Source organism: Parabacteroides sp. AF17-3, assembly GCF_003635445.1.
Lineage (GTDB): Bacteria > Bacteroidota > Bacteroidia > Bacteroidales > Tannerellaceae > Parabacteroides > Parabacteroides goldsteinii.
Genome location: NZ_QTMM01000013.1, coordinates 1 through 14444, shown reverse-complemented (window position 1 = coordinate 14444; position 14444 = coordinate 1). Strand labels below are relative to the sequence as shown.

Genomic DNA, 14444 nt, shown 5'->3' with positions numbered 1-14444 from the left:
TATATTTCTGCCTTTTATTTTTTCGTACATTTATTCCTGAAGGCTTGTATTATCAGACTCGACAACAAAGGGACTCATATCCTAAAAAACGTACAAATGTAGAATCTTTTTATTGCACTTTTACCGTTTATACATTCTTTTATACTAAAAAAATAGCTTTATTTATATGTAGAGATCAAACAGATAGCTATTTTTTGCCGGATCGAAAGTAAATTAGTCCAAAATTGCATACATTCCGTTGTTGTTGTTTGTTTATTCAATAATTTAGTTTAAATTTACAGCTATCTATAAACATAATTAATCTACAATCTGATGGGACCAAAGTTTTCTATTTCGGAAGTATGCAGTACTTCATGGCAACGTACTAAAACTCAGATATGGGTTTTAGCCGGCTTATTGATAGGTATGACAATAATTTCTTTTACGCTGAGCGCTTTTGCCATGCCTATGCAAAAATCCATAGTGGGTACAATCGTTATTAATTTGATCAGTTGCATTATCTCCTGCATTTTTGCATTAGGATACATGAAAAACATATTCCAAGCCCTGGATGGAGAGGAGCCGCAATTCTCGGCCTACGGACAACAGGCCCGTAAAATCATCACTTATTTTGTGGCTAATCTTTTTATGGGGATCATCGTGGTGTTCGGTATCTGCCTGTTCATTATTCCAGGCATTTATCTGGCTCTCCGATTGCAATTTTTCACCGCTTTCATTGTTGAAGAAGATACAGGTATCATCGAATCTCTGAAACGCAGTTGGGAAATAACCCGCGGACAGGGCATGCCGTTATTTATGCTTATGCTGGCTATGATCGGTATTTTCATATTGGGACTTATCCTGCTGGGTATAGGAATTTTTGTAGCAATGCCTCTTATATATATGATGTATGGCTATGTTTTTCGTAAATTAAATGCACCTTTGCAGATTATTGAGGAATTATAATTTTTATAACACAAAACAAACAGTCCGCAGAATCTTTTCATGTTCTGCGGATTATTTATGATAACAGAATTGCCCTATGGGGAAAACGTATAGAATAAAAGATATAGCAGAATTATCCGGAGTTTCTACCGGAACCGTCGATCGTATTTTGCACAACCGTGGCAAAGTGTCGGAAGAAGCACAGAAGAAGGTCGAAAAAGTATTAAAAGAGATAGACTATCATCCGAATCTGATAGCCCGTTCGTTAGCCCTCAAGAAAAAGTATAAATTCGTTACATTGATACCCTCTTTCGGACAGGGGGAATACTGGGCAAAGCTGTCCGAAGGGATCAACAAGGCCGAACAGGAATTATTCAGTTACAATATTGAGGTCGAGCGGATGTACTTCAACCAGTATGACAGAAGTAGTTTCGATAATTTGATTCCCAAAATAGAAGAGGCGGATTGCCAGGGAGTAATCATAGCAACCCTTTTTAAGGAGAGCGTTATCCAACTCACGCAACAACTCGATAAACTCGAAATCCCCTATGTGCTGATCGATGCCTTTATCGAAAATACCAATTGTATCGCTTATTACGGAACAAACTCCTATGATTCCGGATATATCGCCGGGCGGTTACTTTTTGAACAGATACATCCGGAGGACAACATCGCTATTTTCCGCTTTATCCGTAAAGGCGATATGCATTCAACTCAGGTTATGAAACGTGAGGAAGGTTTCCGCGATTATCTGTACGGTCACGATTTTCTGGGAAAAATATACCCTGTACATATTCATGCCGATGAATCAGTAGAAAACAAAGAGATACTCGACTCTTTCTTCGCAACGCATGAAGAGATCAAGGCTGGTATAATCTTCAACTCCAGAGCACATGTCCTGGGTGATTATTTCCAGCATCAGGACATCGACAAACATTTTAAACTGATCGGTTACGACGTGATCGAATCGAATCTGAGCCATCTGAACAACGGATACATCACCCATCTGATCGCCCAACGTCCGGAAGTGCAGGGATTCAATTGTGTCCGCGCTTTATTCCGACACCTGGTATTAAAAGAAAAAGTCGAACAAATCAATTATATGCCTATTGATATACTTATCAAAGAGAACATTAAGTACTACAATAACTATATTTAAAGGCATAAATTAATTATTTTTCTTCTATATTTTTTTTGTTTGACAAATAAATACCATACATTTGCACCCAACGTGTGCTCGCGCACATATTGAACATAAAATGGAAATATCACAATAAAAATCATCTATAAAATGGCTAATTTATTTTGTATTAAAGACAGAGTTGTCATCATTACCGGAGGAGCCGGTATTCTGGGTAGCGGAATCGCAGGCCATCTGGCTGAAGAAGGTGCTAAAGTTGTAATCCTTGACCGTGCAGTGGAAATCGGAGAAAAAATCGTTGCCGATATCAAAGCAAAAGGTGGCGAAGCCTGTTTCTTCCAGACTGACGTTCTGAATAAAGAGATCCTCGAACAGAATAAAAAAGATATCCTTGCCAAATATGGCCGCATCGATGCATTATTGAATGCTGCCGGTGGTAATATGGCCGGTGCTACAATCGGTCCGGACAACAACATCTTTGACCTGCAGGTCGATGCTTTCAAAAAAGTGGTAGACCTGAACCTGTTCGGCACAGTGCTTCCTACTATGGTTTTTGCAGAAGTAATGGCTCAACAGAAAGAAGGTGCTATCGTAAACTTCTCTTCTGAATCCGCTCTTCGTCCGTTGACACGTGTGGTCGGATACGGCGCAGCAAAAGCTGCCATCTCCAACCTGACCAAATATATGGCCGGTGAACTGGCTATCAAATTCGGTGAAGGCTTACGTGTAAATGCTATCGCTCCGGGATTCTTCCTGACAGAACAAAACAGGACATTGATGACTAATCCGGATGGTTCTTATACGGAACGTGCCAAATCTGTCATTGCCCACACACCGTTCAGACGTTTGGGAACACCGGAAGAATTATTCGGTACGATTCAGTACCTGATCAGTGACGCATCCAAATTTGTAACCGGAACAATTGCAATTGTCGACGGCGGTTTCGATGCTTTCTCAATCTAAATGCCTAATAATATGCCAATAGGTTTATGTGCCAATATGCCAATTACTTTAAAGCATATGCCGTAGCCAATTGGCACATTGACAAATTAATAAATTATTTTCTATGTATTTATGCGAACAAACTTGGCGTTGGTACGGGCCGAATGATCCTGTCAGCCTTTGGGATATTAAACAAGCCGGAGCAACCGGTATCGTAAATGCTTTACACCATATCCCTAACGGGGAAACATGGACAGTAGAGGAAATCATGAAACGGAAAGAAATGATCGAAGAGGTAGGCTTGAGATGGTCTGTTGTCGAAAGTGTTCCCGTTCATGAACATATCAAAACACAAACCGGAGATTTCCAGAAATATATCGACAACTACAAGGAAAGTCTGCGTAACCTCGGAAAGTGCGGTGTTAATGTTGTGACATATAATTTTATGCCGGTACTTGACTGGACACGTACTGATCTGGCTTATACGATGCCGGACGGTTCAAAGGCTCTTCGCTTTGAACGTGCAGCTTTCGTTGCTTTCGACCTTTTCATCCTGAAACGTCCGGGAGCTGAAAACGATTACTCGGCAGAAGAGAAGGCTAAAGCGAAAGCTCGCTTCGATATAATGACCGAAGATGACCGTAAACTACTTACCCGTAATATGATTGCCGGTCTGCCCGGATCGGAAGAAAGTTTTACGATCGAACAGTTCCAGGAAGCACTGGACCGCTACAAAGATATCGATGCCGAAAAACTGCGTTCCAACCTGATCTACTTCCTGCAGGAAATTGCTCCGGTAGCCGACGAAGCGGGTGTTAAACTGGTGATCCATCCGGATGATCCTCCCTACTCCATCCTCGGTTTACCACGTATCCTGAGTACGGAAGACGATTTCAAAAAATTGATCGAAGCTGTTCCGAATCCAAGTAACGGTCTGTGCTTGTGTACCGGTTCATTCGGTGTTCGTAGCGACAATGATCTTGCCGGTATTATGGAACGCTATGGCGACCGCATCGACTTCGTTCACTTCCGCAGCACACAACGGGATGCAGAAGGAAACTTCTTCGAAGCAAACCACCTGGAAGGTGACGTGGATATGTACGGTGTAATGAAAGCGTTACTCGAGTTACAACAAAGACGTGGTTGCTCGATCGCTATGCGTCCGGACCATGGCCATCAGATGATCGATGACTTGAAAAAGAAGACAAATCCGGGTTATTCCTGCATCGGACGCCTGAGAGGTTTAGCTGAACTTCGCGGCCTGGAGATGGGTATAGCCAAATCTCTTTTCAATAAATAACAGAGACTGAAATTTCATTTCTTATTGATTTATAATGAAAAAAGCGTTCAACTCCGGTTGGCGCTTTTTTCTGTTTTATGGCTTTCCGATACATTCACCAGACCATTGAAAAGCATAAACAAATGAAAAAGAACTATAAAGTATTTCTGATTAGAACTTTAGACTGGATTGTTTTTTCTATTTTTGTCCAGCTAAAAAATTTCATAATGCCTAAGATCTACAGTTATATATTATTATTTATTACACTAATAACACTAAGTACCTGTTCTTCGGTACTATCAGTGCAATCACCACCATCCGTTTCCGATCAGGAATTTAACATGCTGTCTCCGTCAACAGAAATCCCTCTTCCCCAGATAGATATATTCCTTCCTCCTACACCGGAATTGGGAAAAACAGAATATGCACGTAAAGATATTACTGAGGATTTTTCTCCACGGGAAAAAGCCGATATAGCTGTTCCGGATCCAAAACTTCTGGCTGACGAAAACTCTCTTGTTATCGACCTGGCTCTCATGACAGATGAAGATTATGCTTTTCCACTCCCCGGAGCAAAAGTCATATCGCCCTATGCCGGTCGCAGAAGACATCATTCCGGTGTTGATCTGAAAACATGTGCTAATGATACCATCGTTGCAGCCTTCGATGGAATTGTCCGCATGGCAAAACCTTATGCTGCTTATGGTAATGTTGTAGTCATCCGTCATTATAACGGGCTGGAAACAGTTTACAGCCATAATTCCAAAAATCTGGTTAAAGTAGGTGACCGCGTAAAAGCCGGTGAACCGATCGGACTAACAGGAAGGACAGGCAGAGCTACTACGGAACATCTGCATTTTGAAGTGCGTATCAACGGGCAGCACTTTAATCCTGATAAAGTATTCGACCTGGGAAAACGAAAATTGCAAAACACTTGCCTGGTCGCTACCAAAACAGGAAAAAATATTGCTGTAAAAGCTATCGATATACTCCCGCAACAGCGTACCAATGAATACCAATACTCTTATTTAGGAATCCCTGTTCCGAATAATAATAAAAAGCTGGATTTGTAGAATAAAAAAGACAGAGCTTGAGAATGCAAACTCTGTCTTTTTATAAGATCATCTTCTTTTCTAATCTACTTAGGAAGTTGAGGAAGTTTCTCAAATAATACCTTAATCCTTTTCTGCAAATCTACCGGCAGTTGAGAGAGATATTCTTCCGGAGCTCCAAGCTGAACAAAATCCATCATCGTATAAACATCTTCATTTACATTTTTCCAATAATTCGGATTATTTTGCATGGCAAAAAATGTAGGTGACTTAAGAAGTTCCAAGCCTCCTTCCACAACCTTTTTCAATGATTCTTTTAATTCCTTTTCCGATTCTTTTATTTTCTCTGTAGTTTCATGTGTCCCTTCATTCAACAAGGAAAATACTTTAACTTTCCATGACCAGGTTCACAATACAATCCTGCTTTTGATCCAGAAAGGCCAGTACATCCGTTACTGCCTTTTCATGAAATTCCAAAAGGCCATGAGCAAAATAAGGTGTTGCCTTTTCATCAAAAACGAATACGAAGATCAAAAAATCTGACGCCAAATTCATACTGTTCTTCAAGAGACAGGTTCTGACATTTTCCGGTATTCCAAGCTAATATCTGGACCAGTCCGGTTGGCTTAAGATTAGTCATCGAGTTGTGAGTTCCTAATTTAAGCATAATATGGTTATTTAAGTGATTAGTAGAAGCTGATTTTCAAAGGGAGCTTCATTCTGCAAATATAAACATTTATCCATACCTGATGTAAAAAACAACTGATATTCTTATTTATTTTCTAATTTGGTCCATAAACAAAAAAGACCACTGATTTTCAGTGGCCTTCGTGGAGATGGAGAGATTCGAACTCTCGTCCAAACGAGGAATTAATCTGCTTTCTACATGTTTATCTTCGCCTTCGATTGTCGGGACCAAGCAAGACCGAAGCCACCCACTTAATCCTTATCCTCTAAATTTTCGCCTGAAACCCGAGGCTCATTTCAGACTATCTCCGATATTGCTGCACCACCTGATCGGAAAGCTTCGGAGCCACAGCATCCGGGTGATGTCACGTCCCCGCAACTTTTGCAGGGATTAAGCTTGAATCTACTATACTTCGATTAAGCAGCGTAAGCGTAATTGTTTTCGCCAGTTAATTGTTCGTTGTCTGAGATTTAAGTGCAAGCCAACCACGCACTACATGCTTACAAACCACTTCTGCCCGCTGTCAAAACCGGTCATCCCCATGATTTGTGAGTACAAAGATACAAAGATTCTGCGTATCTCTGTACTCCATTTAGTTTTTTTATTCTATTACCCCTATTTCACGGAACCAGTCTTCGGCTCTGTCAGGCCATTCATTCACGGCTGCGCCGGTATCTCTAAGTCCATAACCGTGTCCCCCCTTACTATACAGGTGCATCCAGGCAGGAACATCTGCTTCTTTTAATGCATAATAATAGAAAAGGCTGCTGTTTATATATGACTTATCGTCTTCCGCCTGAATCAGCATAGTCGGAGGTGTTGCCGACGTTACTTTGATCTCTGGTGCCAATTGGAAGTTTTCACCGTCCAGATACGCAGGATACACCAAAAGACAGAAATCAGGACGACAACTTACCTTATCCGCAGCATCCACTGCCGGATATGTCCGTTTCTCAAAATTATTACTAACCATCGCAGAAAGGTGACCTCCTGCCGAAAATCCCATCACACCGATACGCTGCGGATCTACATTCATCTCTTCTGCATGGGCTCTGACATAACCGATCGCACGCTGCAAGTCCTGCAAAGGAGCTTCATGCTTCTCGCGACCTTCCCGACGCGGGACACGGTATTTTACCAACACAGCTGTTATTCCCAAATTGTTCAGCCATTCGCAAACTTCGTCTCCTTCCAGGTCGTAAGCCAGAATATTATACCCTCCACCGGGACAGACTACCATTGCCGCCCCTGTAGCAACTTCATCAGGAGCCGGATAAACAGTGATTGTCGGTTCACTTACATTAGTAACCCGTAAGACGGTTTCACCACCTGTCTTACCGCCATCAGTATCTGCTTTTTCTATCAGCTTGGTTGTTTCTCCCGGTGCTCCTTTCGGGAACAACAGGATCGGATTATCTTGTGCCATAGCTGAACCTATTAAACAACTTGCTCCGACAAGCAGGAGCATCCATTTTCTGACCATACACTACACTGTTTAAAGAATTTATAAGAACCATTATTTTTGAGGGAAATTCGGACTATACAGCATTGTTTTCTCTAATGTCATTAGTTTGCCATCTTTCACAAAAGCCTCTCCACGCTCTGAAAGATGTTTAACCATTTCTCCACGGAGTTCTTTCAACTGTTTTGCATATTCCGCCTTGGCAGAACAATCGGTCAACTCACCCGGGTCTTTTACCAAATCGAACAGTTGCTCTTTTCCATTATGAAGATTCCAGACATATTTTAGTTTGCCATCTGTTAAAGCACACCAATAATTATCCGCACTATAACAAGTAGCATGCTCCATATCAATATATTTACGCCATTCATCTCCATGTCCCTGCACTAATTTCAGCAGTGAACTACCATCCATATCGGGAGGAACCGCCCCCCCAGCCAAATCAATAAAGGTCGGCAGAAAATCGCGTAATTCAACCGGCTGTTCAATCTTTATACCATTTGGAACTGATTTCTTGACATAAGACGGCCATTTTACAATATAAGGGATATGAGCAGAACCCTCATACGGATAAGTCTTTCTCCAATGATAATGGTCGCCCAACATATCGCCATGATCGGCAGTAAAACAGATCACGGCATCATCATACATATCTTTTTCTTTCAACGTTTCAATAATCTGCCCTATCTGGTCATCGATAAAAGTGACATTTGCATAATAATGCCTTCTGGATTTAACGGCATACTCATCCCCAAAATTACCAAACGGAGCATCAGAAGCAGCCTTTTCCGGATCCAGACGTTCCGCATATTTGCCACACCAATCTCCGATAACTGGCTTAGGTATATCCGCATTCTTATACATATCCAAATAACGCTTCGGCGGATCATAAGGACTATGCGGACGTGCAAAAGAGACTTTAAGGAACAATGGCTGATCATTATTATAATTACGAATCAGTTCACAAGCGGTTTGCCCTGTCCAGGTTGTCGGATGTAAACGTTCATCCAATTTATAAACTCCTGCGCCATGGTCATTCCAGCCTATACCAGTTAAATCCGGATTCTGTCCCGGAGCATTTAACTGGAACCATTCCCGGTAATCACTGATGAAATCTTTTGACTCAATCCGGCCGCTCTCATCAATTAAAGTTGCATGGAATCCATGAAGTGCCTTCTGCGGGAACCAATGCATCTTTCCGATACCAAAAGTGAAATAACCCAGATTACGCAACATCTGAGGCATTTCATATTTATATTGCTCAGCCATTCTTCCGTATCCCAGCATGCCATGATGCCAGGGAGATAAACCAGTCAGCAAGCCGGCACGTCCGGGCGTACTGCTTGGAGCCGAAGAATAACCATTTACAAACAGTGTTCCTTCTGCTGCAAGTTTATCTATATTAGGAGAAATAACAGCTTTGTTACCCATACATCCCAAAGCATCCCCACGATGCTGGTCTGTCATGATAAAAATTACATGAGGTTTCTTTTTCTTTTCCTCTTGCCCATTATTCTGTTCATTCAAGGAAGAAGTGATAGATTGTGCAGAATGATTGACTCCAACTCCTGCACCTGCTAATAGTGACGATTTAAGAAAGGCTCTTCTTTTCATTATATGTTTTTCTATGAATACTAATTTAGATAGCGAAGATAAATATCTTATTTGATTCGTGCAAAGAGAAGACGACTAATATTATCGGTAAGAATAAAAACGAAAAGAAGCTATAAACGCAAAAAGGAGTCCACTCTATCGAATGAACTCCTTTTATCTAAAACGGCGGCTATCTACTCTCCCACTTTTACGCAGTACCATCGACGTGGTTGGGCTTAACTTCTCTGTTCGGAATGGGAAGAGGTGGATCCCCAACGCTATAACCACCTTAATACCTTTTAAGATGTTTGACCTGGACAACGCTACTCTTTCAGTAACCTTCGCTTTGTCAGTATCTCTACTAACCCTGCTGATATATCAATCCTTCCTCTCGGAAATAGAAAGTCTCGGGCTATTAGTACTACTCGGCTTCGACATTACTGCCCTTACACCTGTAGCCTATCAACGTCGTAGTCTACAACGACCCTTGAGGGAGATCTTATCTTGAGGCTGGCTTCGTACTTAGATGCTTTCAGCACTTATCCAATCCAGACTTAGATACCCGGCGGTGCACCTGGCGGTACAACCGGTAAACCAGAGGTCTGTCCAACACGGTCCTCTCGTACTAGTGTCAGAGCCACTCAAATCTCCTACGCCCACGATAGATAGAGACCGAACTGTCTCACGACGTTCTGAACCCAGCTCGCGTGCCACTTTAATGGGCGAACAGCCCAACCCTTGGGACCTTCTCCAGCCCCAGGATGTGACGAGCCGACATCGAGGTGCCAAACCGCTCCGTCGATATGAGCTCTTGGGAGCGATCAGCCTGTTATCCCCGGAGTACCTTTTATCCTTTGAGCGATGGCCCTTCCATGCGGAACCACCGGATCACTATGCTCTAGTTTCCTACCTGATCGAGTTGTCTCTCTCCCAGTCAAGCACCCTTATGCCATTACACTCTACGACCGGTTACCAATCGGTCTGAGGGTACCTTTAGAAGCCTCCGTTACTCTTTTGGAGGCGACCACCCCAGTCAAACTACCCACCATACAGTGTCCTCATTTCCACGAGTTAGAACTCAAACAACCAAAGGGCCGTATTTCAACGGTGACTCCACCGACACTGGCGTGCCTGCTTCGCAGTCTCCGGCCTATCCTACACATTAGTTGCCCAAATTCAATGTAAAGCTATAGTAAAGGTTCACGGGGTCTTTTCGTCCCATCGCGGGTAATCGGCATCTTCACCGATACTACAATTTCACCGAGCTCACGGTTGAGACAGTGTCCAGATCATTACACCATTCGTGCAGGTCGGAACTTACCCGACAAGGAATTTCGCTACCTTAGGACCGTTATAGTTACGGCCGCCGTTTACTGGGGCTTCAATTCAAACCTTCTCTTGCGATGAGCTCTCCTCTTAACCTTCCAGCACCGGGCAGGTGTCAGGCTGTATACTTCATATTTCTATTTCGCACAGCCATGTGTTTTTGTTAAACAGTTGCCTGGACCTATTCTCTGCGCCCTGCCATCGCTGACAGGGACCCTTTATCCCGAAGTTACAGGGTCAATTTGCCTAGTTCCTTAACCGTGAATCACTCGAGCGCCTCAGTATTCTCAACCCAACTACGTGTGTCCGTTTACGGTACGGGTACTCTATAGATATGCTTAGCGGATTTTCTAGGGAGCCTGTTTACATCCATATTGCCTTGTACAAGTACTCGGCATACTCTCAGGTTCGACTCTCACGGCGGATTTGCCTACCGCGATCAACGTCTACACCCTTTAACCAACTATTCCGTCAGTTGGCAGGACTGTCACTTCTCCGTCTCCACATCGCTCTATAAAGTAGTATGGGAATATTAAACCATTCTTCCATCGGAATCGCCGTTCGGCTTATCCTTAGGTCCCGACTTACCCTGATCCGATTAACGTTGATCAGGAAACCTTAGTCTTTCGGCGAGGAAGTTTCTCACTTCCTTTATCGTTACTTATACCTACATTTGCTTTTCCAGCTACTCCAGCAAGGGTTATCCCTCACCTTCAACGCCACTGGAATGCTCCCCTACCATGTCTTACGACATCCATAGCTTCGGTAAACAGTTTATGCCCGAGTATTATCCACGCCAAACTCCTCGACTAGTGAGCTGTTACGCACTCTTTAAATGAATGGCTGCTTCCAAGCCAACATCCTAGCTGTCTCTGCAGTCTGACTTCGTTAGTTCAACTTAACTGTTATTTGGGGACCTTAGCTGATGGTCTGGATTCTTCTCCTCTCGGACGCGGACCTTAGCACCCGCGCCCTCACTCCTTATCAATATATAGCACGCATTCGGAGTTTATCTGGACTTGATAGGCGGTGAAGCCCTCGCATCCAATCAGTCGCTCTACCTCATGCTATACTAAATAAAGGCTGCACCTAAATGCATTTCGGGGAGTACGAGCTATCTCCAAGTTTGATTAGCCTTTCACCCCTACCCACAGTTCATCCGAAAGCTTTTCAACGCTTACCGGTTCGGTCCTCCAGTTAGTGTTACCTAACCTTCAACCTGACCATGGGTAGATCACTTGGTTTCGCGTCTACTCCCTCCGACTATGTCGCCCTATTCAGACTCGCTTTCGCTTCGGCTCCGTATCTGAAATACTTAACCTTGCCGGAGAAAGTAACTCGTAGGTTCATTATGCAAAAGGCACGCCGTCACAACTTACGTTGCTCCGACCGCTTGTAGGCAGACGGGTTCAGGGTCTATTTCACTCCTCTGTTCGAGGTTCTTTTCACCTTTCCCTCACGGTACTGGTTCGCTATCGGTCTCTCGGGAGTATTTAGCCTTACGGGATGGGCCCCGCTAATTCACACAGAATTTCTCGTGCTCCGCGCTACTCAGGATACCACTAGGCTTCGTTAGAAAGTCGTGTACGGGATTTTCACCCTCTATGATCACTTTTTCCAAAGTGTTCCACTTTCCTAAGTTCTTGCCACAACGTGGTCCTACAACCCCGGTATTGCCTAAACAATACCGGTTTGGGCTCTTCCGCGTTCGCTCGCCACTACTTGCGGAATCATTTTTATTTTCTCCTCCTATGGGTACTTAGATGTTTCAGTTCCCCACGTTCGCCTCCCTTACGGGATGACAGGCCTTCAACCTGCCGGGTTGCCCCATTCGGAAATCTGAGGATCAAAGATTATTTGCATCTCCCCCCAGCTTATCGCAGCTTATCACGTCCTTCGTCGCCTCCGAGAGCCAAGGCATCCACCGTCTGCCCTTGCTTACTTTCTTATTTCCGGTTACCACAGGGGTAAATCGGATTGATATATCTTCAGCTTGCTCTTGTTACTTTATTTTACGTTGTCCATCATGTCAAAGATCTTGTCGTTACTTTACGTTTCTGATGTCTCGGTAACTTTTTGTGGAGAATAACGGATTCGAACCGTTGACCCTCTGCGTGCAAGGCAGATGCTCTAGCCAGCTGAGCTAATCCCCCAAAATTCTCTCTCAGAGATTCTGTAGTCCCAGGCAGAGTTGAACTGCCGACCTCTACATTATCAGTGTAGCGCTCTAACCAACTGAGCTATAGGACTGTCAACTTTGCCTTGGTTTCCCTCAGCATCATTTTTCTCTCTTGCCGACATTTTATTGCCGGTAGATCTATATTTTATACATATTCAACCGTAGTACAAGTTAACTAATACCTCTGAGTCAACTTGATAACGAACTCTTCGCTCCAGAAAGGAGGTGTTCCAGCCGCACCTTCCGGTACGGCTACCTTGTTACGACTTAGCCCCAGTCATCGGTTTTACCCTAGGCCGATCCTTGCGGTTACGGACTTTAGGTACCCCCAACTCCCATGGCTTGACGGGCGGTGTGTACAAGGCCCGGGAACGTATTCACCGCGCCATGGCTGATGCGCGATTACTAGCGAATCCAGCTTCACGAAGTCGGGTTGCAGACTTCGATCCGAACTGAGATGGGGTTTGGAGATTAGCATCCGCTCGCACGGTAGCTGCCCTTTGTCCCCACCATTGTAACACGTGTGTCGCCCCGGATGTAAGGGCCGTGCTGATTTGACGTCATCCCCACCTTCCTCACAGCTTACGCTGGCAGTCTCACTAGAGTCCTCAGCATGACCTGTTAGTAACTAGTGATAAGGGTTGCGCTCGTTATGGCACTTAAGCCGACACCTCACGGCACGAGCTGACGACAACCATGCAGCACCTCGCAAATTGCTATTACTAGAGACTCTGTTTCCAGAGCTGTCAATATGCGTTCAAACCCGGGTAAGGTTCCTCGCGTATCATCGAATTAAACCACATGTTCCTCCGCTTGTGCGGGCCCCCGTCAATTCCTTTGAGTTTCACCGTTGCCGGCGTACTCCCCAGGTGGATTACTTAACGCTTTCGCTGTGCCGCTTACTGTGTATCGCAAACAGCTAGTAATCATCGTTTACTGCGTGGACTACCAGGGTATCTAATCCTGTTTGATCCCCACGCTTTCGTGCTTCAGTGTCAGTTATAGTTTAGTAAGCTGCCTTCGCAATCGGAGTTCTGCGTGATATCTATGCATTTCACCGCTACACCACGCATTCCGCCTACCTCAAATATACTCAAGTCAACCAGTTTCAACGGCAATTTTATGGTTGAGCCACAAACTTTCACCGCTGACTTAATTAACCACCTACGCACCCTTTAAACCCAATAAATCCGGATAACGCTCGCATCCTCCGTATTACCGCGGCTGCTGGCACGGAGTTAGCCGATGCTTATTCATATGGTACATACAAAAAGGAACACGTTCCTCACTTTATTCCCATATAAAAGAAGTTTACAAACCATAGATCCTTCATCCTTCACGCGACTTGGCTGGTTCAGGCTCTCGCCCATTGACCAATATTCCTCACTGCTGCCTCCCGTAGGAGTCTGGTCCGTGTCTCAGTACCAGTGTGGGGGACCTTCCTCTCAGAACCCCTATCCATCGTGGACTTGGTGAGCCGTTACCTCACCAACTATCTAATGGAACGCATGCCCATCTATCAGCGATAATTCTTTAACAAATATTTCCATGTGGAACCCCTGTTTTATGCGGTATTAGTCCGACTTTCGCCGGGTTATTCCCCTCTGATAGGTAGGTTGCATACGCGTTACTCACCCGTGCGCCGGTCGCCACCAATGTATTGCTACATCGTGCTGCCCCTCGACTTGCATGTGTTAAGCCTGTCGCTAGCGTTCATCCTGAGCCAGGATCAAACTCTTCGTTGTTTAAATTGTTTTTATATCTCTATGCTCAGAATTCGTATTTATTTTCAAGTTTTTGACGGTATTAATTTTTAATACTTGTACTACTTGTTGATATGTAAATCTTTCAAAGAACT

General features: G+C 44.0%; 9 protein-coding genes, 2 tRNA genes, 3 rRNA genes and 1 other RNA gene. 5 read left to right on the top strand and 10 right to left on the bottom strand.

Features of this window, described 5'->3' with window-relative positions; genetic code table 11:
* The first annotated feature begins 312 nt into the window (after positions 1-312).
* The 5 genes from DWW91_RS17170 to DWW91_RS17150 all read left to right on the top strand — a co-directional run bounded on the left by DWW91_RS17170 (position 313) and on the right by DWW91_RS17150 (position 5359).
* The gene (locus DWW91_RS17170) at positions 313-945 is read left to right on the top strand and encodes a glycerophosphoryl diester phosphodiesterase membrane domain-containing protein (protein WP_007653788.1); all 633 of its coding nucleotides are present in this window, start codon (positions 313-315) and stop codon (positions 943-945) included.
* A 76-nt stretch (positions 946-1021) separates the two neighbouring features.
* Complete coding sequence (locus DWW91_RS17165; protein WP_007653795.1) at positions 1022-2083, top strand: LacI family DNA-binding transcriptional regulator; 1062 nt, start codon at positions 1022-1024, stop codon at positions 2081-2083.
* Between the two features lie 132 nt (positions 2084-2215).
* Positions 2216-3028, top strand: coding sequence for an SDR family oxidoreductase (locus DWW91_RS17160; RefSeq protein ID WP_007653797.1), 813 nt, complete (start codon positions 2216-2218; stop codon positions 3026-3028).
* A 103-nt stretch (positions 3029-3131) separates the two neighbouring features.
* Complete coding sequence (gene uxuA, locus DWW91_RS17155; RefSeq protein WP_007653799.1) at positions 3132-4307, top strand: mannonate dehydratase; 1176 nt, start codon at positions 3132-3134, stop codon at positions 4305-4307.
* Between the two features lie 203 nt (positions 4308-4510).
* Positions 4511-5359, top strand: a complete 849-nt coding sequence (locus tag DWW91_RS17150) for a M23 family metallopeptidase (RefSeq protein ID WP_224265793.1) — start codon at positions 4511-4513, stop codon at positions 5357-5359.
* 65 nt (positions 5360-5424) lie between these two features.
* Here the strand turns inward: DWW91_RS17150 and DWW91_RS17145 are convergent, their stop codons facing one another.
* From DWW91_RS17145 to DWW91_RS17100, 10 genes are all read right to left on the bottom strand, one after another.
* Positions 5425-5712 carry a hypothetical protein gene (locus DWW91_RS17145; protein WP_010800349.1) on the bottom strand — a complete coding sequence of 96 codons (288 nt, stop codon included), beginning with the start codon at positions 5710-5712 and terminating at the stop codon, positions 5425-5427.
* 13 nt (positions 5713-5725) lie between these two features.
* Positions 5726-5893 carry a hypothetical protein gene (locus DWW91_RS28130; protein WP_233584512.1) on the bottom strand — a complete coding sequence of 56 codons (168 nt, stop codon included), beginning with the start codon at positions 5891-5893 and terminating at the stop codon, positions 5726-5728.
* Positions 5894-6166: 273 nt separating this feature from the next.
* Positions 6167-6567: a transfer-messenger RNA gene (gene ssrA, locus DWW91_RS17135) on the bottom strand.
* Between the two features lie 60 nt (positions 6568-6627).
* Positions 6628-7509 (bottom strand): alpha/beta hydrolase, encoded by an 882-nt coding sequence (locus DWW91_RS17130; protein WP_010800351.1) that lies wholly within the window; start codon positions 7507-7509, stop codon positions 6628-6630.
* 33 nt (positions 7510-7542) lie between these two features.
* Positions 7543-9102, bottom strand: coding sequence for an arylsulfatase (locus tag DWW91_RS17125; RefSeq protein ID WP_007653809.1), 1560 nt, complete (start codon positions 9100-9102; stop codon positions 7543-7545).
* A gap of 160 nt (positions 9103-9262) precedes the next feature.
* A 5S ribosomal RNA gene (rrf, locus tag DWW91_RS17120) occupies positions 9263-9373 on the bottom strand.
* Positions 9374-9477: 104 nt separating this feature from the next.
* Positions 9478-12355 (bottom strand): 23S ribosomal RNA (locus DWW91_RS17115).
* A 131-nt stretch (positions 12356-12486) separates the two neighbouring features.
* Positions 12487-12560, bottom strand: a tRNA-Ala gene (locus DWW91_RS17110).
* 23 nt (positions 12561-12583) lie between these two features.
* Positions 12584-12657, bottom strand: a tRNA-Ile gene (locus tag DWW91_RS17105).
* A 147-nt stretch (positions 12658-12804) separates the two neighbouring features.
* Positions 12805-14331: ribosomal RNA gene (locus tag DWW91_RS17100) — 16S ribosomal RNA — on the bottom strand.
* Together the 16S, 23S and 5S rRNA genes with 2 tRNA genes alongside form the textbook arrangement of a ribosomal RNA operon.
* Positions 14332-14444: the final 113 nt, after the last annotated feature.

Excerpts from the sequence above, each read along its gene's own strand:
- DWW91_RS17170 (WP_007653788.1), top strand. The coding sequence starts at position 313 with ATGGGACCAAAGTTTTCTATTTCGGAAGTATGCAGTACTTCATGGCAA.
- DWW91_RS17165 (WP_007653795.1), top strand. The coding sequence starts at position 1,022 with ATGGGGAAAACGTATAGAATAAAAGATATAGCAGAATTATCCGGAGTT.
- DWW91_RS17160 (WP_007653797.1), top strand. The coding sequence starts at position 2,216 with ATGGCTAATTTATTTTGTATTAAAGACAGAGTTGTCATCATTACCGGA.
- uxuA (WP_007653799.1), top strand. The coding sequence starts at position 3,132 with ATGTATTTATGCGAACAAACTTGGCGTTGGTACGGGCCGAATGATCCT.
- DWW91_RS28130 (WP_233584512.1), bottom strand. The coding sequence starts at position 5,893 with ATGAATTTGGCGTCAGATTTTTTGATCTTCGTATTCGTTTTTGATGAA.
- DWW91_RS17130 (WP_010800351.1), bottom strand. The coding sequence starts at position 7,509 with ATGGTCAGAAAATGGATGCTCCTGCTTGTCGGAGCAAGTTGTTTAATA.
- DWW91_RS17125 (WP_007653809.1), bottom strand. The coding sequence starts at position 9,102 with ATGAAAAGAAGAGCCTTTCTTAAATCGTCACTATTAGCAGGTGCAGGA.